At 41.0% G+C, this 22065-nt stretch carries 19 protein-coding genes and 1 riboswitch; of the genes, 17 read left to right on the top strand and 2 right to left on the bottom strand.

Translation table 11 applies throughout. The annotated features are described in order from the left end of the window. Positions 1-36 precede the first annotated feature (36 nt). The 12 genes from ACXAFK_RS13700 to ACXAFK_RS13645 all read left to right on the top strand — a co-directional run bounded on the left by ACXAFK_RS13700 (position 37) and on the right by ACXAFK_RS13645 (position 14449). Complete coding sequence (locus ACXAFK_RS13700; protein ID WP_474958106.1) at positions 37-2127, top strand: HEPN domain-containing protein; 2091 nt, start codon at positions 37-39, stop codon at positions 2125-2127. After that, positions 2120-2896 carry a uroporphyrinogen-III C-methyltransferase gene (gene cobA, locus ACXAFK_RS13695; RefSeq protein WP_338193344.1) on the top strand — a complete coding sequence of 259 codons (777 nt, stop codon included), beginning with the start codon at positions 2120-2122 and terminating at the stop codon, positions 2894-2896. Before ACXAFK_RS13700 ends, cobA begins: the two co-directional genes overlap by 8 nt. Positions 2897-2967: 71 nt before the next feature. Beyond that, positions 2968-4029, top strand: coding sequence for an NAD(P)/FAD-dependent oxidoreductase (locus ACXAFK_RS13690; RefSeq protein ID WP_474958172.1), 1062 nt, complete (start codon positions 2968-2970; stop codon positions 4027-4029). Positions 4030-4129: 100 nt separating this feature from the next. Further along, complete coding sequence (locus ACXAFK_RS13685; RefSeq protein WP_474958105.1) at positions 4130-5038, top strand: helix-turn-helix domain-containing protein; 909 nt, start codon at positions 4130-4132, stop codon at positions 5036-5038. A gap of 82 nt (positions 5039-5120) precedes the next feature. Next, a complete protein-coding gene (locus ACXAFK_RS13680) occupies positions 5121-5882 on the top strand; it encodes an SDR family NAD(P)-dependent oxidoreductase (RefSeq protein ID WP_474958104.1) in 762 nt (253 codons plus the stop codon). A 146-nt stretch (positions 5883-6028) separates the two neighbouring features. Beyond that, positions 6029-6136, top strand: a riboswitch (SAM riboswitch). A 102-nt stretch (positions 6137-6238) separates the two neighbouring features. Next, positions 6239-7246, top strand: a complete 1008-nt coding sequence (locus tag ACXAFK_RS13675; RefSeq protein ID WP_474958103.1) for a homocysteine S-methyltransferase family protein — start codon at positions 6239-6241, stop codon at positions 7244-7246. A 19-nt stretch (positions 7247-7265) separates the two neighbouring features. After that, positions 7266-9962: a methionine synthase gene (gene metH / locus ACXAFK_RS13670; protein ID WP_474958102.1), complete on the top strand. Its 2697-nt coding sequence runs from the start codon at positions 7266-7268 to the stop codon at positions 9960-9962. Positions 9963-9975: 13 nt separating this feature from the next. After that, positions 9976-10329: a four helix bundle protein gene (locus tag ACXAFK_RS13665; protein ID WP_224835348.1), complete on the top strand. Its 354-nt coding sequence runs from the start codon at positions 9976-9978 to the stop codon at positions 10327-10329. Between the two features lie 83 nt (positions 10330-10412). Next, the gene (metF, locus tag ACXAFK_RS13660; protein WP_293296507.1) at positions 10413-11366 is read left to right on the top strand and encodes a methylenetetrahydrofolate reductase [NAD(P)H]; all 954 of its coding nucleotides are present in this window, start codon (positions 10413-10415) and stop codon (positions 11364-11366) included. 20 nt (positions 11367-11386) lie between these two features. Beyond that, positions 11387-12487, top strand: a complete 1101-nt coding sequence (locus ACXAFK_RS13655; protein WP_474958101.1) for an acyloxyacyl hydrolase — start codon at positions 11387-11389, stop codon at positions 12485-12487. A 158-nt stretch (positions 12488-12645) separates the two neighbouring features. Further along, positions 12646-13305, top strand: a complete 660-nt coding sequence (locus tag ACXAFK_RS13650) for a head GIN domain-containing protein (protein WP_474958100.1) — start codon at positions 12646-12648, stop codon at positions 13303-13305. Positions 13306-13366: 61 nt separating this feature from the next. Then, on the top strand, positions 13367-14449 hold the full coding sequence (locus ACXAFK_RS13645) for a serine hydrolase domain-containing protein (protein WP_474958099.1): 1083 nt from the start codon (positions 13367-13369) through the stop codon (positions 14447-14449). Here ACXAFK_RS13645 and ACXAFK_RS13640 read toward each other — a convergent pair. Continuing rightward, on the bottom strand, positions 14446-15897 hold the full coding sequence (locus ACXAFK_RS13640) for a pyridoxal phosphate-dependent decarboxylase family protein (protein WP_293296502.1): 1452 nt from the start codon (positions 15895-15897) through the stop codon (positions 14446-14448). The two genes, ACXAFK_RS13645 and ACXAFK_RS13640, sit on opposite strands and share 4 nt — an antisense overlap. Before the next feature lie 96 nt (positions 15898-15993). After that, complete coding sequence (gene gldA / locus ACXAFK_RS13635; protein WP_474958098.1) at positions 15994-16887, bottom strand: gliding motility-associated ABC transporter ATP-binding subunit GldA; 894 nt, start codon at positions 16885-16887, stop codon at positions 15994-15996. A 379-nt stretch (positions 16888-17266) separates the two neighbouring features. Here gldA and ACXAFK_RS13630 point away from each other — a divergent pair, with 379 nt between their 5' ends. The 5 genes from ACXAFK_RS13630 to ACXAFK_RS13610 all read left to right on the top strand — a co-directional run bounded on the left by ACXAFK_RS13630 (position 17267) and on the right by ACXAFK_RS13610 (position 22003). Beyond that, positions 17267-18097, top strand: a complete 831-nt coding sequence (locus tag ACXAFK_RS13630; protein WP_293296499.1) for a prephenate dehydratase — start codon at positions 17267-17269, stop codon at positions 18095-18097. After that, positions 18094-19236, top strand: coding sequence for a pyridoxal phosphate-dependent aminotransferase (locus ACXAFK_RS13625; protein ID WP_224835341.1), 1143 nt, complete (start codon positions 18094-18096; stop codon positions 19234-19236). Before ACXAFK_RS13630 ends, ACXAFK_RS13625 begins: the two co-directional genes overlap by 4 nt. A gap of 3 nt (positions 19237-19239) precedes the next feature. Continuing rightward, positions 19240-20100: a prephenate dehydrogenase gene (locus ACXAFK_RS13620; protein WP_474958097.1), complete on the top strand. Its 861-nt coding sequence runs from the start codon at positions 19240-19242 to the stop codon at positions 20098-20100. A gap of 8 nt (positions 20101-20108) precedes the next feature. Then, positions 20109-21191, top strand: coding sequence for a bifunctional 3-deoxy-7-phosphoheptulonate synthase/chorismate mutase type II (locus ACXAFK_RS13615; protein WP_224835339.1), 1083 nt, complete (start codon positions 20109-20111; stop codon positions 21189-21191). A 137-nt stretch (positions 21192-21328) separates the two neighbouring features. Then, complete coding sequence (locus ACXAFK_RS13610) at positions 21329-22003, top strand: head GIN domain-containing protein (RefSeq protein WP_474958096.1); 675 nt, start codon at positions 21329-21331, stop codon at positions 22001-22003. Positions 22004-22065 lie beyond the last annotated feature (62 nt).

Here is a 22065-nt window from a genome sequence, read left to right as displayed (position 1 = left end):
CAATATAATCTATAAAAAAGATAGGTTAAATAGGAAATGCAAAGCTTTAGAACAGAAATAGAAAACCCGGTAGTGGAAAAGGACATCATTGATCTGGAAAAAAAAATCAACCAGTTCAATGGAGGCAATATTGACGAGGAAAAATTTCGGAGCCTTCGGTTGGCTCGAGGCATATATGGGCAGCGCCAGCCTGGGGTACAAATGATTCGGATTAAGTTGCCTTATGGAAAGGTGACCTCAAATCAGTTGCTTCGGATTGCAGATGTTTCCGATGAGTACTCTAGAGGACGATTGCATATCACTACTCGTCAAGATATCCAGATTCATTATGTGGACTTGGAACGCACTCCAGAGCTTTGGGCGCAACTGGAGAAGGATGAAGTAACCATTCGGGAAGCTTGTGGAAATACCGTTCGCAACGTAACCGCTAGTGAAACTGCAGGAATCGATGTAGATGAACCTTTTGATGTTTCTCCCTATGCCCAAGCAGTATTCGAATATTTCTTAAGAAATCCTATTGGGCAGGAAATGGGAAGAAAATTCAAAGTTTCTTTCTCTGCCAGTGATGCCGACACCGGACTTTCCTATATGCACGACCTTGGTTTTATCGCCAAAGAAAAAGATGGTGAAAGAGGGTTCAAAGTAATGTTGGCAGGCGGATTGGGTTCTCAACCACGCCATGCCGATGAACTCTACAGCTTTTTGCCTACGGATAAAATTATTCCGTTGATGGAAGGTGTAATCCGTGTGTTCGATAGATACGGAGAGCGAAAAAGTAGAGCAAAAGCCCGGATGAAATTTTTGCTGAAGGATATCGGTCTGGATGGTTTTAAACAATTGCTGGAAGAAGAACAAACCGCAGTTCCACACCAAACCTATGCCATCAACTTTGAGGATTATCCAAAAGTAAAAATTACTGAAGTTGATACTCCAGAAGTTATAATTGAAAACCAAAATGCGTTTGAAGAGTGGAAATCAACCAACTTGGTGCCTCAAAAACAAGAAGGTTATGTGGCTATCGGGATTAAAGTGCTATTGGGAGATTTCTATACGGACAAGGCGCGTAAACTGGCCAGATTGGTGCAGAATTATGCAGCAGGGGAGATTCGTTTGTCCCTAAGACAAAACATATTGGTTCCATATGTAAAAGAGGAATTGGTGCCATTCTTTTACCAAGAATTGAATAAACTCGGCTTTGCCGAAGCTGGCTATAACAAAGCACTGGATATCACGGCATGTCCGGGAACCGATACCTGTAATTTGGGTATTGCCAGCAGTACAGGAATTGCCGATGAGTTGGAAAGAGTAATCAAAGCTGAATATCCTCAATACATCAAAAATCCAGATGTGGTTATCAAGATCAGTGGATGTATGAACGCTTGTGGTCAGCATAACATGGCACATATTGGGTTCCAAGGAATGTCCGTTAGAACCAAGGATAAATTGGTAGCACCCGCACTTCAAGTTTTATTGGGCGGAGGAAATTATGGTGATGGAAAAGCAAGATTTGCCGACAAAGTCGCTAAGATTCCAAGTAAAAGAGGGCCGCAGGCTTTGCGTCTTATTTTGGATGACTTCGAAGCCAACGGAAATGGAACTTCTTTTACCGATTATTATGAAGATAAAGGACAACATTATTTCTATGATTTCCTTAAACCGTTGACGGATGTGGATAATTTGACCCAAGATGATTTTATCGATTGGGGCAACGAGGAAAAATATAAAAAGGAGATTGGAATCGGGGAATGTGCGGGAGTCATTGTTGACCTTGTGGCCACATTGTTCTTTGAAAGCCAAGAGAAGATTGAAAATGCCGAAGAGGCCATCAAAGAAAGAAAATGGGCGGCAAGTATTTATTATTCCTACCAATCCATTGTGAATTCTGCGAAGGCATTGTTGACGGCCGAAAAAGTAAAGACCAATACCCATGCGAGCATCATCAAGGATTTTGATAGGCTGTATGTGGAAACAGGAAAAATAGCCTTTGAGGGAGGTTTTGATAAAGTGGCCCTTCAATTGAACAAGAACGAACCATCCGAAGCATTTGCAAAAAGCTATCTGGAAGATGCCAAAACAGTGCTGCAACGTTTGGAAACGTTCAGAAAATTGGAATTGGAACATGCGTAAAGGAAAGTTGACCGTAGTTGGCGCAGGCCCGGGAGATGTGGAGTTGATTACCCTAAAAGGCATCAAGGCTTTACAAAGTGCAGACGTTGTGTTGTATGATGCATTGGTGTCGACGGAGTTATTGGAGTATACCGATCAGGCCGAGCAAATATTTGTGGGAAAGCGCAAAGGATGTTATGCTTATCAACAAGAGCAAATCAATGATTTGATCGTGCAACGAGCAAGCCTAGGGCTGCATGTAGTGCGGTTAAAAGGAGGGGACCCATTTGTTTTTGGCCGTGGGGCAGAAGAAATGGAACATGCCGCTCAGTATGGAATCGAGGTTGCAGTTGTGCCGGGAATATCATCTTCGGTATCCGTACCGGCATCACAACATATTCCTGTGACCAAGAGAGGCGCCGCCGAAAGCTTTTGGGTGATTACGGGAACAACCAAGGAGCACAAATTATCAAACGATGTGGCTTTGGCCGCAAAATCCAACGCCACGGTCATCATACTTATGGGGATGTCCAAACTGGGGGAGATTATGGAACTCTTCAAAAAAGAAGGAAAAGAAAATACACCAGTGGCCATTATCCAAAATGGCACAACAAATCACGAAAGGGTTGGAATAGCAACTGTTGCCTCTATTGAGAACAAGGCAAGGGGGCAGCAGTTATCCAATCCAGCGATCATTGTTATCGGAGAAGTGGTGAATCACCGTCAAAAAATATTGGATATTCAAGAAGAGTATCAAATTAAGGGAGAAAAATTGCTAGAGAAAAATTAAATCAAATGTCAGCACTTTATGACCCAGAGCGGAGTCGAAGGGGCTTTAAGGACGAATTAAAAAGTAGTAGTATGATCAAAACAGATATCATTATAATCGGGGCGGGACCAACGGGTTTGTTCACTGTTTTTGAAGCAGGATTGTTAAAGCTAAAATGTCATTTAATTGATGCATTGGCACAACCGGGAGGCCAATGTTCCGAGATCTATCCTAAAAAACCGATTTACGATATTCCAGCCTATCCAGAAATTTTGGCGGGTACCTTGGTGGATAATCTTATGGAGCAAATAAAGCCGTTCGAGCCTGGTTTTACGTTGGGTGAGCGAGCTGAAACTTTGGAGAAGCAAGAGGATGGTTCTTTTATCGTAACTACAAGCAAAGGTACCCAACACCACGCTCCAGTGGTGGTGATTGCAGGAGGGCTAGGTTCTTTTGAACCGAGAAAACCTTTGATTGCCAATATCGGATTGTTCGAAAGTAAGGGTGTGGAGTACATGATTAAGGACCCAGAGCAATTCCGTGATAAAAAAGTAGTGATTTCTGGTGGTGGTGATTCAGCTTTGGACTGGGCCATATTTTTGGCCGATGTAGCCTCCGAGGTATCTTTGGTACACCGGAGAAACGAATTCCGTGGGGCTCTGGATTCGGTGGAAAAAGCGCGGGAGTTGGCCAAATTGGGCAAGATTCGACTATATACCGAAGCTGAGGTAAAAGAAATTCATGGGAAGGACGAATTGCATGCCGTCGTAATAAAATATAATGATCAAGCAAAGGAAGATGCTTACGTAGAAACCGATTATTTTATCCCGCTTTTTGGATTGTCGCCAAAACTGGGGCCTATCGGTAACTGGGGATTGGAAATCGAAAAGAATGCCATCAAAGTAAACAATGCAAAAGATTACCAGACCAATATTCCCGGCGTATTTGCCATTGGCGATGTAAATACCTATCCTGGGAAACTTAAATTGATTTTGTCGGGCTTCCACGAAGCTGCCGTGATGTGCCAATTTGCCTATCAAATCATTAATCCAGATAAGCGATTTGTAATGAAGTATACCACGGTGGGTGGTGTTCAAGGATTTGATGGTACCAAAAAAGAAGCCAAAAAAGAAGTGGTACAGAGTATCAACTAGATAATTTAGTTTTTAGAAGCAGGGGCACCCTTTCAGAAGCAATTTTGGAGGGTGTTTTTGTTTTTAGGTTATATTTGAATTTTACAAAAAAAAGGCCGAAATGTTCACGCTTGAGGACTTTTATGGAAAACTCCAATTGCCCATTCCCGAGGGTATCGGCAAGGATATTGGACATTTTAATGTGTTCAATATTACCGAGTACCGCACAAAGTTGAACAAGGGGGAAATGCGATATGATCGCCGTTCTTATTTTAAAATAAGCTTGATCAGTGGTAAGAACACGGCGGAATATGCCGATAAGGTGATTCAAATAAATGATAAGGCGCTGTTGTTCGCATCGCCCAAAATCCCATATCACTATCTGCCAAAGGAAGGGGAACAGGCGGGGTATTTTTGTGTCTTCACCGAAAATTTTTTATCTAAAGATAAGATTGGGGTTATTTTAGAAAAGTTCCCGTTATTTCAACCGGGAAGTTATCCTATCCTAACAATTTCCAATCAAGAATACGCCGACTTGGAACTGCTTTTTCAAAAAATGGATAGCGAATTGTCTTCCGATTATCCCTTTAAATTCGATTTGATTCGTGCCTATATTATTGAATTGCTGCACATAGGGCAAAAACTCCAACCAAAACTCCCAACAGAAAACAGTCATAATGCCTCTACCCGCATTACGGATATGTTTGTTGAATTGCTCGAGCGACAGTTTCCTATAAATTCGAGGGTTCAACGATTGATGCTCAAAACGGCCAACGATTATGCCGCACAATTGGCCGTGCACGCCAATCATTTAAACAAGGTTTTAAAGGAGACCACAGGCCTCACCACTACCACTATTATTCATTCCAGAATTTTTGAGGAAGCCAAGATCTTGCTCAATAACACCGATTGGACCATTTCTGAAATCGCATTTAGTCTTGGGTTTGAAGAAGTAGCACATTTTTCCAATTTTTTTAAAAAACACGCACAACTTTCCCCTTTAAAATTTAGGTCGGCCATTAAAGTTTGATTTTTACAAATAACAGTTTGATACTCGCAAGCAAACTTCGGCTGTTGGGGTTACTTTTGTTCATAATCAAAAATCAAGTAAAATGAACAAAGCAAAAATAGCATTGGTAACAGGAGGAAGCCGCGGACTTGGCGAGGATATGGCCATCAAATTGTCCAAAAAAGGATTCCATGTTCTGTTGACATACCATAGCAATAAAAAAGAAGCTGATAAAACGGTAAACCAAATTGAAAAAAATGGTCAAAAAGCATATGCACTCCAGCTGGATGTGGCGGACAATCAAAGTTTTGATGCCTTTGTAGGTGAAGCAAAAAAAGTGTTGAACAGCTATTTTAAAGCATCAACGATTAATTTTTTAATAAATAATGCAGGAATAGGAATCAATACTCCTATACTCGAGACTACCGAAGATCAGTTCGATGTTTTGGTGAATGTCCACTTTAAAGGAGTCTTTTTTCTAACCCAAAAATTGTTGCCCATACTATCAGATGGAGGTGCTATTGTGAACATTTCGAGTGGATTGACCCGTTTTTCATTTCCCGGATTTTCGGTGTACGGTTCCTTGAAAGCAGCAGTTGAGACCTTGACAAGATACCAGGCGAAAGAATTGGCAGGCCGAAGAATAAGGGCAAATGTGGTAGCACCTGGGGCCATTGAGACCGATTTTGGTGGTGGATCCAATAAAAATGATGAAGGAAAAAGAACGGCCATAACCAATATTACGGCATTGGGTCGAGTAGGAGTCCCGGACGATGTTGGAGGCGTGGTTGCATTTTTATGCACCGAAGAAGCCAAATGGATCAATGGGCAGCGTATCGAAGTATCCGGGGGAATGCTGCTGTAAATTAACATTACAGCATTAAAACAGGGAACGGGTTGTTCGATCAACCCGTTTTTTTAATGGTATGTTTTCTAAATATTCAGGGGCTTTTTTTGCTTTTCAATGAGGAGAGCCGTTTCTTTGTAGTTCAGTTCATTTATAAATTGAAAGTGTTATCAAGAAAGGTGGAGGGATTGGACCCTGTGAAGCCTTAGCAACCCTCGACCTCGAGAAGGTGCTACATTCTACCCTCATCTTGAAAAAAATCAAGATATTTTAGGAAATCTAAACGGTAAGGGGAAGGATAACGGACAAATACAACATCGGTTCCACACACTTCTCTTGATCTCACTATATCCTTTTTAAAAGGAAATTGTATTATGGAAAAAATTAAAGATATATTGAAGAAACGGATTTTAGTGTTGGATGGAGCCATGGGTACCATGCTACAACGCTATAAATTCAAGGAGGAGGATTTTAGGGGCGAACGTTTCAAAGATTGGCCAAGTGACCTACAAGGCAACAATGATCTACTATCTCTAACCCAACCTGAAGCGGTAAAAGAAGTACATCGCAGCTTTTTACAAGCTGGCGCTGATATTTTGGAAACCAATACTTTCTCGGGAACAACCATAGCCATGGCAGATTATGGTATGGAAGAATTGGTATACGAACTCAATTATGAATCGGCCAAGCTTGCAAAGGAAGTGGCCGATGAATTCACTGATAAAAACCCAAACAAACCAAGGTTTGTTGCGGGAAGTATTGGCCCGACCAATAAGACAGCCAGTATGTCGCCCGATGTAAACGACCCAGGATTTCGTGCCATATCCTTTGATGAACTTCGAATTGCATACAAACAACAAGTTGAGGCGCTGCTCGATGGCGGTGTGGATATTTTACTGGTGGAAACCATTTTTGATACACTGAATGCCAAGGCAGCTCTTTTTGCCATTGAGGAAGTAAAAGATGAGCGGAATATAGAAGTTCCCGTGATGGTCAGCGGTACCATTACCGATGCTTCGGGCAGAACATTGTCCGGTCAGACTGCAGAGGCATTTTTGATTTCCATTTCACATATCCCGATTTTATCCGTAGGATTCAATTGTGCCTTGGGAGCCAAACAATTGGTGCCCCACTTGGAAGTGGTTTCCGCCAAATCAGAATTTGCAGTATCTGCCCATCCCAATGCAGGATTGCCGAATGCTTTTGGCGAATACGATGAAACGCCAGAACAAATGGCCGCACAAATCAAGGAATATGTAGAAAAAGGATTGGTAAACATTGTTGGTGGATGTTGTGGTACCACTCCCGAACATATCAAGGCCATTGCCGCTGTAGTAAAGGATTATGAGCCAAGGTCGCTATCGTTATCCGTAATTTGTTAATGTTGTTGGAAATATAGCGATGGAAATAAACGAACAACGAACAACGAAAAACGAACAACGCTTTTTACGCCTGAGTGGCCTTGAACCATTGGTGGTAACCCCCGACAGTAATTTTATCAATGTGGGGGAGCGTACCAATGTGGCAGGTTCCAAGCGTTTTTTACGGTTGATAAAGGAAGAAAAGTACGACGAAGCCTTAGATGTTGCGCGTGATCAAGTGGAAGGTGGTGCCCAGATTATAGACATTAACATGGATGATGGTCTGATCGATGGAAAGGAAGCCATGGTCAGATTCCTGAATTTGATAGTTTCCGAACCGGATATTGCCCGCGTTCCCATTATGATCGATAGTTCCAAATGGGAAATCATCGAAGCGGGTCTGCAAGTGGTACAAGGAAAATGTGTAGTAAACTCCATTAGTCTAAAAGAAGGAGAAGAAGAATTTATCCGCCACGCCAAGTTGATAAAACGTTATGGAGCAGCTGTAATCGTGATGGCTTTTGACGAAGTTGGACAGGCAGATAATTTTGAACGACGAATTGAAATAGCCAAACGATCCTATGATGTGTTGGTCAACAAGGTCAATTTCCCACCGGAAGACATCATTTTCGATTTGAACATCTTTCCAGTAGCTACGGGAATGGAAGAGCATAGGAAAAATGCCGTAGACTTTATTGAGGCCACTCGTTGGGTTAGGGAAAACTTGCCCTATTGCAGTGTTAGTGGAGGGGTGAGCAATGTATCGTTTTCTTTTCGAGGTAACAACCCTGTTCGCGAGGCGATTAATTCTGCCTTTTTGTTCCATGCCATAAAAGCCGGAATGAACATGGGAATCGTAAACCCGACCATGTTGGAGGTTTACGATGATATTCCCAAAGATCTTTTGGAATATGTGGAGGATGTGCTTTTGGATAGGCGTGATGATGCTACCGAAAGACTCTTGGAGTTTGCCGAAACCGTTGTAGGTAAAGCCAAAGAGAGTAAGGTGGATCTGTCTTGGCGGGAGGAACCGCTGCAAGATAGGATTACCCGTGCCTTGGTCAAGGGAATAGATCAATATATAGTTGAAGATGTAGAAGAAGCTCGTCAGCAAGCAACCAAACCTTTGGAAGTCATCGAGGGCAACTTGATGACAGGTATGAATGTGGTTGGTGATTTGTTCGGTAGCGGAAAAATGTTCTTGCCCCAAGTGGTAAAGTCTGCTAGGGTAATGAAAAAGGCTGTGGCCTATCTAACCCCTTACATTGAAGCTTCAAAAGATAAAGATGCCAAAGCAGCAGGTAAAATTTTGATGGCTACGGTTAAAGGCGATGTGCACGATATTGGAAAGAATATTGTGAGTGTAGTGCTGGCCTGTAATAATTACGAGATTGTAGATATGGGGGTGATGGTACCTCCAGAAAAAATCATCAATAAGGCCAAGGAAGAGCAAGTGGATATTATTGGGTTGAGTGGCTTGATCACCCCATCTTTGGACGAAATGGTGTTCTTGGCCAAGGAAATGGAACGCCAAAACTTTGAAGTGCCCCTTTTGATTGGTGGCGCAACAACCAGTAAAGCTCACACGGCTGTAAAAATCGACCCGCAATACAGTCATTCTGTGGTGCATGTGAACGATGCTTCCAGAGCCGTAACCGTGGTGGGTGATTTGCTTCAGGAGGAGACTTCGGTGAAGTATAAAAAATCCATCAAACTGGATTACGAGAGTTTTCGCGATAAGTTTTTGAATCGTTCCAAACACAAGGAATATTTGACGTTGGAAGATGCTCGAAAAAATAAATTGCAAATCGAATGGAATCCATCAGATATTAAAAAACCGAACCAATTGGGTGTTCAAGTGTTGGAAGATTTCGATTTGACTAAATTGGAGGAATTCATCGATTGGTCTCCATTCTTCCGAAGTTGGGATCTCCATGGAAAATATCCTGATATTTTGAACGATGAGGTGGTAGGGGAACAGGCCAAGGAGCTTTTTAAGGATGCCAAAGAACTTTTAAAACAAGTTTTGGACGAGAAACTGTTGAAAGGCAAAGCTATCTTTGGGTTATTTCCAGCCAATCAAATTGATGAAGATGATATTGAAGTAGACAAGGATGGTGAAATCTTTATCTTCAGAACGCTACGTCAACAATTAAAAAAGCGGGAAGGGGTTCCCAATATCGCGTTGGCAGATTTTATTGCTCCAAAAGATTCGGGAATTCAGGATTATATAGGTTGTTTTTGTGTGAGCACAGGATTTGGAACCCAAGAATTGGCTACTGAGTTTGAAAAGAATCACGATGATTACAATTCCATTATGATCAAAGCGCTGGCAGATAGGTTGGCTGAAGCTTTTGCTGAATATTTGCACAAGGAGGTACGAACCAAACATTGGGGCTATGCCGTGGATGAGAATCTGGATAACGACGCTCTGATTAAAGAAAAATACCGAGGTATTCGACCTGCACCGGGCTATCCAGCCTGTCCCGACCATTTGGAAAAACTGACAATTTGGGATATGATGAAGGTGGAAAAGAAAATAGGCGTGAAATTGACCGATAGTTTGGCCATGTGGCCGGCTGCTAGTGTAAGTGGCTACTATTTTGGACATCCCGAAGCCAAATATTTTGGATTGGGAAAAATTAAACAAGATCAGGTTCAGGATTTTGCTGAACGAAAAAATATAAAACTGGAAGAGGCCCAAAAGTGGCTGGCACCTAATATTGTTGATAGTTAACAGTTTTTGGTTAATGGAATATATCGAATTGGATGTTTGGAAAGAATCGCGTGAATTGGTTAAGTTGGTTTATGACTTGACCAAAGTATTTCCAAAGGAAGAAATATATGGCCTGACCAATCAAATAAGAAGATGTAGTTGTTCGATACCTTCAAATATTGCAGAAGGATGTGGTAGAAAAACTCCAAATGATACCATTCGATTTTTACATATTGCAAGAGGTTCATTATATGAGTTGGAGACACAATTGTTTTTGTCATTTGATCAAGAATATTTAAGTCAAAAGGAATTGGATTTAATTTTGAGTCAAATAGTACTTTGCAAAAAGTTGTTAAATGGTTTTATAAATTATTATGGATCTCTCTAATTTTTACCATCAACCATCAACCATCAACCATCAACCATCAACCATCAACCATCAACTAATAACGATTAACGGATAACCGTAAAATGAAAATTACCGACCACATAAATAAAGCAAACGGAGAAACACTTTTCAGTTTTGAAATCGTTCCACCCGTAAAAGGGAAGAGTATTCAAGAACTCTATAAAAATATTGACCCTTTAATGGAGTTCAAGCCACCCTTTATAGATGTGACCACCTCTAGAGAAGAGTATGTGTACAAAGAGAAAAATGGCTTGCTGGACAAAAAGTTGACACGAACGCGTCCCGGTACCTTAGGTATATGTGCTTCATTAAAACATAAATACGATGTGGATACGGTCCCACATGTGCTGTGTGGTGGGTTTACCAAGGAGGAAACCGAATATTTGTTGGTGGACTGTCAATATTTAGAGATAGAAAACGTGATGGCGCTTCGTGGTGATGCCCGTAAAGAGGAAAAATATTTTATGCCTACCAAGGGCGGGCACCAATATGCTTCCGAATTGGTAAAACAGATTTATGATGTGAACCAAGGAAACTATTTGCACGATTCCATTGAATCCAATGATTGTGGAGACTTCTGCATAGGTGTGGCAGGTTACCCCGAAAAGCATATGGAGGCACCCTCTTTGCAATCCGATTTAAAACGTTTGAAGGAAAAAGTGGATTTGGGAGCGGATTATGTGGTGACCCAGATGTTTTTTGACAATCAAAAATTCTTTGCCTTTGTTAAGGCTGCCCGCGAAATGGGTATAGAAGTGCCGATTATTCCCGGAATCAAACCCATAGCGGTTAAAAGGCATTTACAATTGTTGCCCCAAGTTTTTAGAGTGGACATACCACAAGATCTTATAGATGCCGTAGAGGCCTGTAAAACCAACCAAGAAGTACGACAAGTTGGTGTGGAGTGGGCCATTCAGCAATCAAAAGAATTAAAGGAGTCCGGAGTCCCCGTGTTACACTACTATTCCATGGGAAAATCAGATAATATAAAGGCAATTGCCAAGGAACTTTTTTAATTTTCCTACTTTAGCTATCCATGAGGTACCTACTTGGCCTAATTTTATTGTTGACTTCATTTTTAGGGATTTCCCAATCGGATGAAGACCCAAAAAAATTCGTGTTGGATGCGAATCAGTTTTACGGCTCCATATTGCTCCATAACCCGGATATTTCGCACTTGATTACCAATCATCCGGCAGGTGTAATTCTTGGAATAAGTAGAAAAACCTACGGACAAAAAGAATGGGAAGCGGATTTTGGTTATCCAGATACAGGCTACACCTTTGTCTATCAAAATACCAACAACCCAACCCTTGGTGATCATTTTGGACTTTACGGTCATTACAATTTTTACTTTCTGAAAAGAAATGTTCAATTGAGAGTTGCTCAGGGATTGGCTTACAATACCAACCCGTACGATAAAGATGAAAATTTCAGGAACAATGCCTACGGAAGCCATATTTTGAGCAGTACCTTGTTGATGCTCAACTATCATAAAGAAAACCTCTTCGCCGGTTTGGGAGTGAATGCTGGGTTGTCTTTTATCCATTATTCCAATGCCAATTTTAAGGCGCCCAATACTTCTACAAATACCTTTGCCTTTAATATTGGCTTGACGTATAATTTAGATCATGAAACTACTTATAAGTATCTAAAACCAGAATCAACTGGGGAAATATCGGAGCCTGTTCGATATAACTTAGTGTTTCGGGCTGGAGCTAATGAAAGTGACGTAATCAACATGGGAAGGTATGGTTTTGCTACCATTTCTGCCTATGCCGATAAACGTTTGGGAAAACGAAGCGCTATACAACTGGGAACCGATGTTTTCTTTTCCAATTTTTTAAAGGAGTTGATTCGTTATCAATCCATATCGTTCCCAGAATTGGATGTTGACCCTGATGCCGATTATAAGCGGGTAGGGGTATTTATAGGTCATGAACTTTTTGTGAATAAGATGAGTGTTGTTGCCCAATTGGGATATTACGTATACTACCCGTTCGATTTTGAGGGGAAAATCTACAATAGAATTGGTATGAAACGCTATTTTGGGGAGAAGATTTTTGGAGCGGTTACCCTAAAATCGCATGGGGCAAAAGCGGAAGCCGTAGAATTTGGAATAGGAATTAGACTATAGTATTGAGATTAGAGATGTTAGAATTTAGAAGATGTGAAAGAATAATTAATGTCACCTCGAGAGCAATCGAGAGGCGTTTTTATTTGGTATTTTTTCTAATTCTGATTTCTTGCAATGGCGAAAATGTTCCCGATTGTTTTCAAAATGCTGGTGACCTGGTGCGTGAACAGATCGATCTTCCCGAATTTGCCAAGATCACTGTTTTTGAAAACCTTAATGTGGTGCTAAAACAAGGCAATGAACAATCGGTGGAAATAGAAACTGGGGAATATTTGCGAAATGAAGTTACTGCCATTGTGGAAGAGGACCGTTTAGTTCTTAGAAATGAAAATAGCTGTAACTATGTCCGCGATTATGGTTTGACAACCGTGTACATTACTTCTCCGAATTTGACCGAAATAAGGAGTAGCACAGGGCTGTTGATTTCGAGTGATGGGGTTTTGGAATATCCTAGTATAAGTTTAATTGCCGAAAGTTTTAATAACCCGGAAACCGAGACTACAGATGGTTCTTTTGATATGGAATTAAAGTCATCTACGGTTAGAATTACAGTAAACGGCATTGCTTATTTTAAGCTTCGTGGCGAAACTGAAAACTTTAATGTAAATATCGCAGCAGGGGATTCAAGGATAGAGGCCCAACTACTGGTGTCCGAAAATGTTAACTTAAACCATAGGGGTTCCAACGATGTTTTTGTGAATCCGCAGCAAAGTATAAGCGGAGTAATTAGTGGAACAGGGGATGTAATCAGTGTGAACACTCCGCCTGAGGTTGACGTAGAGGAAATCTTCAATGGTAGATTGATTTTCCAAGATTAAGAATCAATAATCTCCATTAACTTTAATATTTCTGGTTAATTTCGGGACTCAAACCGAATTCTTGGGGAATCTGTTCGCACATATTAAAAGTTATTTCTCACCATTTCCAAAGGTTAAATCTTTAGATGGGTTGCAAGGACTGGAAAAGGTCGATGCGCTTTTTCATAATCTGGTCGCAGAGAAAAAAGTTCCGGGATTGGCCGTGACTTTTTTGGATAAAGGTGAAACTGTGCTTCAAAAAGGGTATGGATTTTCTAATCTTGACAAGAAAATCTTTGTCGACCCAAAGCAAACAGTTTTTCGTATTGCAAGTATTTCCAAATGCATTACGGGTTTGGCCTTAGGAAAAATGGTAGAAGATAGGATAATCAATTTGGATGAATCCATTTATACCTACGTGCCATATTACCCCAAAAAACGTTTTGGTTTTACACTAAGGCAATTGGCTTCGCACACCGCCGGAATACGCGGTTATCGCGGTAAAGAATATGCATTAAACCAAGATTTTTCCATTAAAGACGGGATCAACATGTTCAAAAACGATCCGTTGGTGTTTAAACCTGGAACTGGCTATTTATATAATAGTTTTGATTTTGTTCTTCTCTCCCTTGCCATGCAAGAGGCAAGTGGAGTCCCGTTTGAAAGATATGTTGAGGATCATATTTTGAAGCCTTTGGGATTGCATGGCACATTTTCCCCGAATTATGGTGCCGGCTTTAAAAAAATGGAAAACCATGCGCATTTCTATACAAAACGATCTATGTGTTTTAAACAATCTGTTGAGGTAAACAATCAATATAAATTGGCAGGAGGTGGATATTTGTCGACCTCTAAAGATGTGGCACGATTAGGTAGAGCCATTTTAAAACGCGAATTACTGAGTGATGCAACGTACGACCAATTGTTGACTTCAGAATTGATCAATGGCAAACCTACTTACTACGGTCTGGGATTTCAGGTAAGTCAAGATGCAAAGGATAGGTCTTTTGTGGGACATATAGGCAGTAGTGTTGGAGCTTATACCAACCTTTTCATCTATCCAGAGCAGGAAAAAGTAATCTCCATCCTCATCAATTGTACAGACCCAAAGGTGCAGCCTGTATTGGATGAGGCAATTGATTGTTTTTTAAAAGATAACGTTTAGATTTTGCTTTCCAGTTCCTCTTCAATTTCCAAGGCGTATTTTTTACAAAGATCAAAAGTTTCCGTTACATCTTCCATAGAAGTTCTTGGGTTGATCAAGCACATACGGAGCACAATTTGACCGTTTAAAATAGTGGTGACCAAAAGCGCCTTTCTAGATCCAACCACTTTTTCGGAAATGTATTGGTTGATTTTGTCCAATTCTTTCTCCGAATATTTTTTATTGATGGGGTTGTACCTAAAATTGATGACCGCTAAGGTTGCCGGGAAAACCACTTCCCAACTTTTGCTGCCCCTGAGCATGGTCTCCACTTCTTCTGCCAAATCAATATTATAGGAAATAGCATCCCGGAACTCTTTTAAACCAAAGGTTTTTAACGACATGTAGAACTTTAGGGCACGGAACCTTCGGGTCAGTTGAATACCATGGTCATAAAAATTGATTTCGGAGGTATTCCCCTCGATATCCCTTAAATATTCTGGTTTTTCCGTAAAGGTGTTGCTTAGGTTTTTGTGGTTTCGTACCAAAAGACATCCCATTTCATAAGGTTGAAAAAACCATTTGTGGGGGTCCACGGTCAAAGAATCCGCTTTTTCAATGCCTTTCATGGCCAATTTACCTTTTTTGGATAGAATAGCAGCTCCTCCATAGGCCCCATCAATGTGGTACCAAATGTTTTCTTTTTTGCAGATTTTGCCCAGCTCTACCAAAGGATCTACCGTACCTGTGTTTGTAGTTCCTGCAGTTGCTATTAAACAAAATGGATGCAATCCCTCCAATCTATCCTTTGCAATACAATTTTTGAGTTTGTTTACCGAGAATTTTAGTTCACTATCTGTAGGGATAATTCGGATCTGTTCCTTTTTAAAACCTAATACCCGAATGGCCTTAATGTTGGAAGAATGGGCCTGATCCGATAGATAGATAACAGCCTTTGAAAAATCATCGCCACATTTAATGCGACGGGCAGTAACCACCGCAGTCAAGTTGGCCATAGAGCCACCACTGGTAAAAATACCGCCCCCTTTTTTCTTGGGGAAACCAAAAATCTTCAACAACCATTGAATGGTAACTATTTCCAATTCCGCAGCAGCTGGGCTAGCGGCCCACCCGCCAGAAAAAATATTATAGCCCGTTGCTAGGGCATCTGCCATTACACTAATATAGTTACTTGGTCCTGGAACAAAAGAAAAGGATTTGGGGTGCGCCATATTCGCACTATTGGTCATAACCTTTTCCAGAACAAAGTCCAACACTTGGGTCGGTTCCGAACCTTGTTCGGGAGCTTCCTCCAAAAACAAAGAATCCATTTCTTTCCTTGAACCAAGTGCGACCGGTAGCTTCTGGTGTTGTGTGGAATGATGTTCAACAATGGCGTCAACAATTTGATAGCCATAGCTTTTCATCTCTTCTTTGGATAGTTCCAATTTGGCAGTATTCTTTTTCATTGGGCTCTATTTCTTCTGAACTGCAAAAGTACCATATTTGGAACGGTTTTCAGCTTCCTTTCAGAAGAGAGTCAACACGAATCAGGGCAAAAGGAATTAAGAGGTAAGTTCTGTAAAGAGACTTTCCAAGTTTTTGTTTTTTCTGCTAAGTTGTAACGTTTTTAGTGAATTGTCGTGTGCAAAATCGAAAACAGCGGGCCGCATATCCTTAGATGTTGTAAAAGTGATTTCGTAGACAAAGCCACCGGTGTTTTTTATGTTGGACACGTTGGGCATTTGTTGTAACAACTGCTCTTCTACCCGGTAGTCAAATTCAACTTCGATAATTTGCTCCTCGGCTTCGCGAAGTTCCTCCAATTTTTTATCGGCCACCAATTCTCCTTTGTTGATGATGATCACACGATCACATACGGCTTCCACTTCTTTCATAATATGTGTGGAAAGTAAAATGGTCTTTTCTTTACTGATTTCACGTATCAATTTTCGGATTTCGATCAATTGATTTGGATCAAGGCCGGTCGTGGGTTCATCTAGTATCAAAACTTCTGGGTCGTGCAACAAGGCGGCTGCAAGTCCTACACGTTGACGGTATCCTTTGGATAACTGTCCAATTTTTTTGTGGGCCTCGGGGGTCAAACCCGTTTGCTCGATTACCTTGTTTATTTTGGACCTGTCCACTTTGTACACATCGGCATTGAACGATAAATATTCTCTTACGTACATCTCCAGATATAAGGGATTGTGTTCTGGTAGGTAGCCTATACTTTTTTGAACTTTTTTTTCTGCGGCGAGTACATCAAAACCGTTTACCGATGCTTCTCCATTGTCCGCTTTGTAATATGTAGTCAAGATCCTCATCATGGTGGACTTGCCGGCACCATTTGGGCCTAAAAACCCAACAACTTCACCCTTGTTGATGGTGAACGAAACATTGTTCAATGCTTTTTGGGTTCCAAAGGTTTTGGTGATGTTCTTAACGGTAATGGACATTTGTACTAGTTTAATTGCTTTCAAAAATACACTTTTATAGGTTTTGTTCACTACAAGTAAGGGCAAGGATAATTGGCCTGTTACGATCCTTTAAAAAACTATCAAAATGTGAATTTGAAAAAAAAATCGATTTTCTGTAAGATAATGTTCAGTGAAAATCAACTTTTTAAAAAATATCAAAAAAAATATGGGATTGGAGTAGTGTTTAGGATTGAATACCTAAATTAGCCGACAATTAACAAAGAGATGACAAACACGTATTTCTGGAACCGTTTTTATTTTTACTTCTTTTTTCAAAGAGGAACGGGACTATTGTAGATACGTTTAAAGTATAACTAATTTATAAAGTCCCGATAGCATCGGGGCTTTTTTTTTTGCCATGGGTTTAAAAATAGCCATACAGGGAATAAAGGGGTCCAACCACCATCAAGTAGCCAAAGATTTTTTTGGAAGTAATATTGAGTTATTGGAATGCAATTCCTTTGATGCCGTAGTGGATAGTTTATTGTTGGGCATTGCGGACAAAGGTATTATGGCGATAGAAAATTCTATTGCAGGATCTATAATCCCCAACTATAATCTGGTGTACCACAATAACATCCATATTATTGGAGAGCATTACCTTAACATTCATCATAACCTAATGGTTTTAAAAGGAAAAACATTTGATGATATCCGCGAGGTGCATTCGCATCCAATGGCATTATTGCAGTGCAAAGAGTTTTTTAAGGCCCATCCGCAGATAAAACTTGTTGAAAGTGTGGATACTGCGGAAACCGCAAAAAGAATAAAAGAAGGTAAGTTGGCTAATATAGCTGCAATTGCTCCCAAAATGGCGGCAGAATTGTACGGATTGGATATTATTGCTGATAACATCCAAACTATTGTAAATAACTCAACACGTTTTATAATCCTTAAAAAGCAGAACAAGGTGTTGCCAGAGGAAGAAATAAACAAGGCTTCTTTAAGATTCATTACCGATCATAAACGGGGGAGTTTGGCCACTGTTTTGAACGTGATGAGCGATTGTAACATGAACCTTACCAAAATTCAATCCTTGCCGGTAATAAAGACCCCTTGGAAGTATGCCTTCTTTGTTGATGTCACTTTTGAGAATTATGAACAATTTTCCAAAACTAAATCTTTGCTGGAGATTATGGCAGAGGATTTTCGGGTTTTGGGCGAATACAAAAATGCATTGATCCTATGATAACTGCAGATAGGTTAAATAGCGTAAAGGAATACTATTTCTCTACAAAATTAAGAGAAGTCCGTGGGCTAATCGCACAAGGAAGACCCATTATAAATATGGGGATCGGCAGCCCCGATTTGGCACCCTCGCCACAAGTGTTGGAAACACTAAGGGATTCCATAATAGAAGCAGGGGCACACCAGTACCAGAGCTATCAGGGACTGCCAAAACTAAGGGAAGCGATTGCAGACTTCTACCATCAAAAATTCGATGTAAACGTAGATCCGAACACGGATATTTTACCATTGATGGGTTCCAAGGAAGGCATTATGCACATTAGCATGGCTTTTTTAAACAATGGCGACGAGGCTTTGATCCCCAATCCGGGATACCCGACATATGCCGCTGTGACCAGTTTAGTGGGCGCTGTTCCTATACAGTACAATTTATCCGAAAAAAACGGTTGGTTTCCGGATTTGGACGAGCTAGCTACAAAAGACCTGTCCAAGGTAAAGTTAATGTGGGTAAGCTATCCTCATATGCCAACAGGTGCAACGGCCACCGTAGAACAGCTTAAAATGTTAGTGGATTTTGCGAAAAAGAACCAAATTCTATTGGTGAACGATAACCCGTACAGTTTTGTGCTTTCCAGTAACCCGACCAGTATTTTGTCCATTGATGGGGCAAAAGAATGCACTTTGGAACTGAACAGTCTCAGCAAGACCTTTAATATGGCAGGATGGCGAGTGGGCATGGTATTGGGGAATGCGGAGCACATAAATGCAGTGCTAAAGGTAAAGAGCAATATGGATTCCGGGATGTTCTATGGCATTCAAAAAGGAGCCATCGCAGCCTTGCAAAGCGGGCCGGAGTGGTTCGAGGCTTTGGACACAGTCTATACCAAAAGGCGGGAGCTTATGTTTAGATTGGTGGACAAATTAGGATGCTCCTACGACGAGAACGCGGTCGGTATGTTTGTGTGGAGCAAGCTTCCAGCTGGGTCACCCCCATCAGAACAATTTATAGATGAAATATTGTACAGCAGAGATATTTTTATAGCCCCGGGAACCATTTTTGGAAGTAATGGCGAGGGCTATATTCGTTTTTCACTTTGTGTAAAAGAAGAAAAGATCAAAGAAGCGATCCAAAGATTTTAGATTATGAAAATAGTCATTATAGGTGTTGGTTTAATAGGGGGGTCCTTTGCGAAGGATGTAAAAAGGCTGCACCCGGAAGCCGAAATAATCGGAGTGGATAAAAGCGAGTCCCATTTAGATGAGGCCCTGCAACTGCGTATTATCGACAAAAAAGGAGGGTACACGGACCTACAGACCGCCGATATGGTATTCGTGGGCATTCCTGTCGATGTTTTAATGGCCGAGCTTCCAAAAATTTTGGATGCCTCGGGAGAAGAAACCGTGGTAATGGACGCAGGTTCCACCAAACAATCGATTTGCGAACAGGTTGCCGATCACCCCAAAAGAAGAAATTTTATGGCCTGTCACCCCATTGCGGGAACGGAGTTCTCCGGTCCGACTGCTGCATTCGAAGGTCTGTATACCGGCAAAACAATGATCATATGTGAAGTAGAAAAAACAGCGTTTAAACTTCAGGAAAGGGCTTTGGCCATTTTTCAGGAAATAGGCATGCGCATTCGGTACATGAATCCCAGAGCGCACGACAAACATATCGCCTATGTATCCCATTTATCACACATTAGTTCTTTTATGTTAGGGAAAACGGTTATCGATAAAGAAAGGAACGAACGCGATATTTTTGACATGGCAGGCAGTGGTTTTGAAAGCACGGTCCGATTGGCAAAAAGTTCCCCGGATATGTGGACGCCTATTTTTGAACAGAACAAAGATAATGTGGTCGAAACCCTTGAAGAGTATATTCAAAACCTGATCACCTTTAAGCAATTGATATTGGACAACGATTTTAAGAAGGTCCACCAAGAAATGAGTAATACCAATAAAATAAAACAAATACTAAAAGGAATACCACTTACAAAAAAATAGAACGTATTATGGAAAACAAAAAGGAAATGAGAAAATGGTTGGATGATATGAATTTAGGTCATCCATTGGTAGTTGCAGGTCCCTGCAGTGCCGAAACCGAAGAACAGGTGCTAAAAATTGCCCATGATCTAAAAGATACCGATGTGAGCTATTACCGTGCCGGAATCTGGAAACCACGAACTCGTCCTGGTAATTTTGAAGGAGTAGGGGCCATAGGACTAAAATGGTTGCAAAAGGTAAAAGAAGAGACCGGACTTAAAACCGCCACCGAAGTTGCCAACAGAGCACATGTTGATCTAGCCTTGGAGCACGATATCGATATGTTGTGGATAGGGGCACGTTCTACCGTAAGTCCGTTTATTGTCCAAGAGATTGCAGATGCGCTCGAAGGTACCGATAAAGTTGTGTTGGTAAAAAACCCAGTAAATCCAGATCTTTCACTTTGGTTAGGTGCCGTGGAGCGTTTATATTCTGCCAACATTAAAAAATTAGGTGTGATCCATAGAGGTTTTTCCACTTACGAAAAAACCAAATACCGTAACATACCGGAGTGGCAGTTGGCCATTGAACTACAAACAAGGTTCCCGGATTTACCCATCGTAAACGACCCAAGCCACATTACAGGAAAAAGGGATATGGTTTTTGATGTGTCGCAGACTGCATTGGATTTGAATTTTGATGGGTTGATGATAGAAACACATTATGACCCGGACAACGCATGGAGTGATGCCGCACAACAGGTAACCCCAAAAACCTTGGTCCAGATCATGAAGGATCTGCGAATTAGAAAAGAAACCGATGAAGAAGCAGAGTACATGAGCAATTTGACCAACCTAAGAGCGCAGATAGATGTCCTGGACAATCAGTTGATCGATCTTTTGGGCAAAAGGATGAAAGTGTCGGACGGAATCGGTGAGCTCAAAAAGCAGAAGAACGTTGCCGTACTCCAAAGCAATCGTTGGAACGCTATCCTGGGCAATATGATCTTGGAGGGCGAACAAAGGGGATTGAGCGAGGAATTCGTATTAAGAATGTTCAAGGCAATCCACCAAGAATCCATTAACCACCAAGAAAAAATAATCAAGTCATAAGCTGATTTTTTAACAGTCAGATTCATTTAAGAACTATTTACGGCCATAATATCCAGTGCCGTAAATAGTTTTTTTTTTGTTTCAAACTGTAACAAACCTCCTAAGTGATCATCTTTCCAAAGTAAAAACACTCTATCATGAAAAAAATATACACATTAGGATTTTTATTGCTTCCATTGATCATGTTATCGCAAAGAATTATAGACACGGAGGTTGGGGAATTCAACAAAATCAAAGTTTTTGATTTGATCGAGGTCAATTTGATCCAATCCGACGAGAACAAAATTATGATCAAAGGCTGGAACGTGGACGATATTAAATGGACCAACAAAAATGGGGTTCTTAAACTGCGTATGCAATTGGATAAAAAATTCCAGGGAGAAGATACCATGATCGAAGTCTACTACACCAACTTGGATGTTATAGATGGGAACGAGGGTGCCAGAATTACCTGTAACGAGTTGGTGAACAAAAGTAAAATAGAGCTAAGGGCCCAGGAAGGCGCCATGATCCATATTGGGATGGATGTAGATTATGCAGAGATCCGAGCGGTGACAGGCGGTATTATTAAAGCCTCTGGACTTGCCAAAAACCAAACCGTTGTGCTCAATACCGGAGGTATTTTTGAAGGTAGGGAACTGCGCACCGCAACAACGGATGTAAAAATTTCAGCTGGTGGCGAAGCCGATGTTTTTGCTTCGGAATTGGTGGAAATCAATGTAAAGGCCGGAGGAGATGTCTACGTGCATGGAAATCCGACAACGGTGAATAAGAGAACATTTGTAGGGGGCAGGGTCTACATTAAAGATTAATGAAACTTGTTGGCTTAACTAAAAGAGGCTGTTTAAAAAGTCGAACTTTGTCAACCTGAAAC

The sequence above is a fragment of the Flagellimonas sp. ABD4_174 genome, from assembly GCF_056160185.1.
This window is presented reverse-complemented; position numbering and strand designations above follow the sequence as displayed.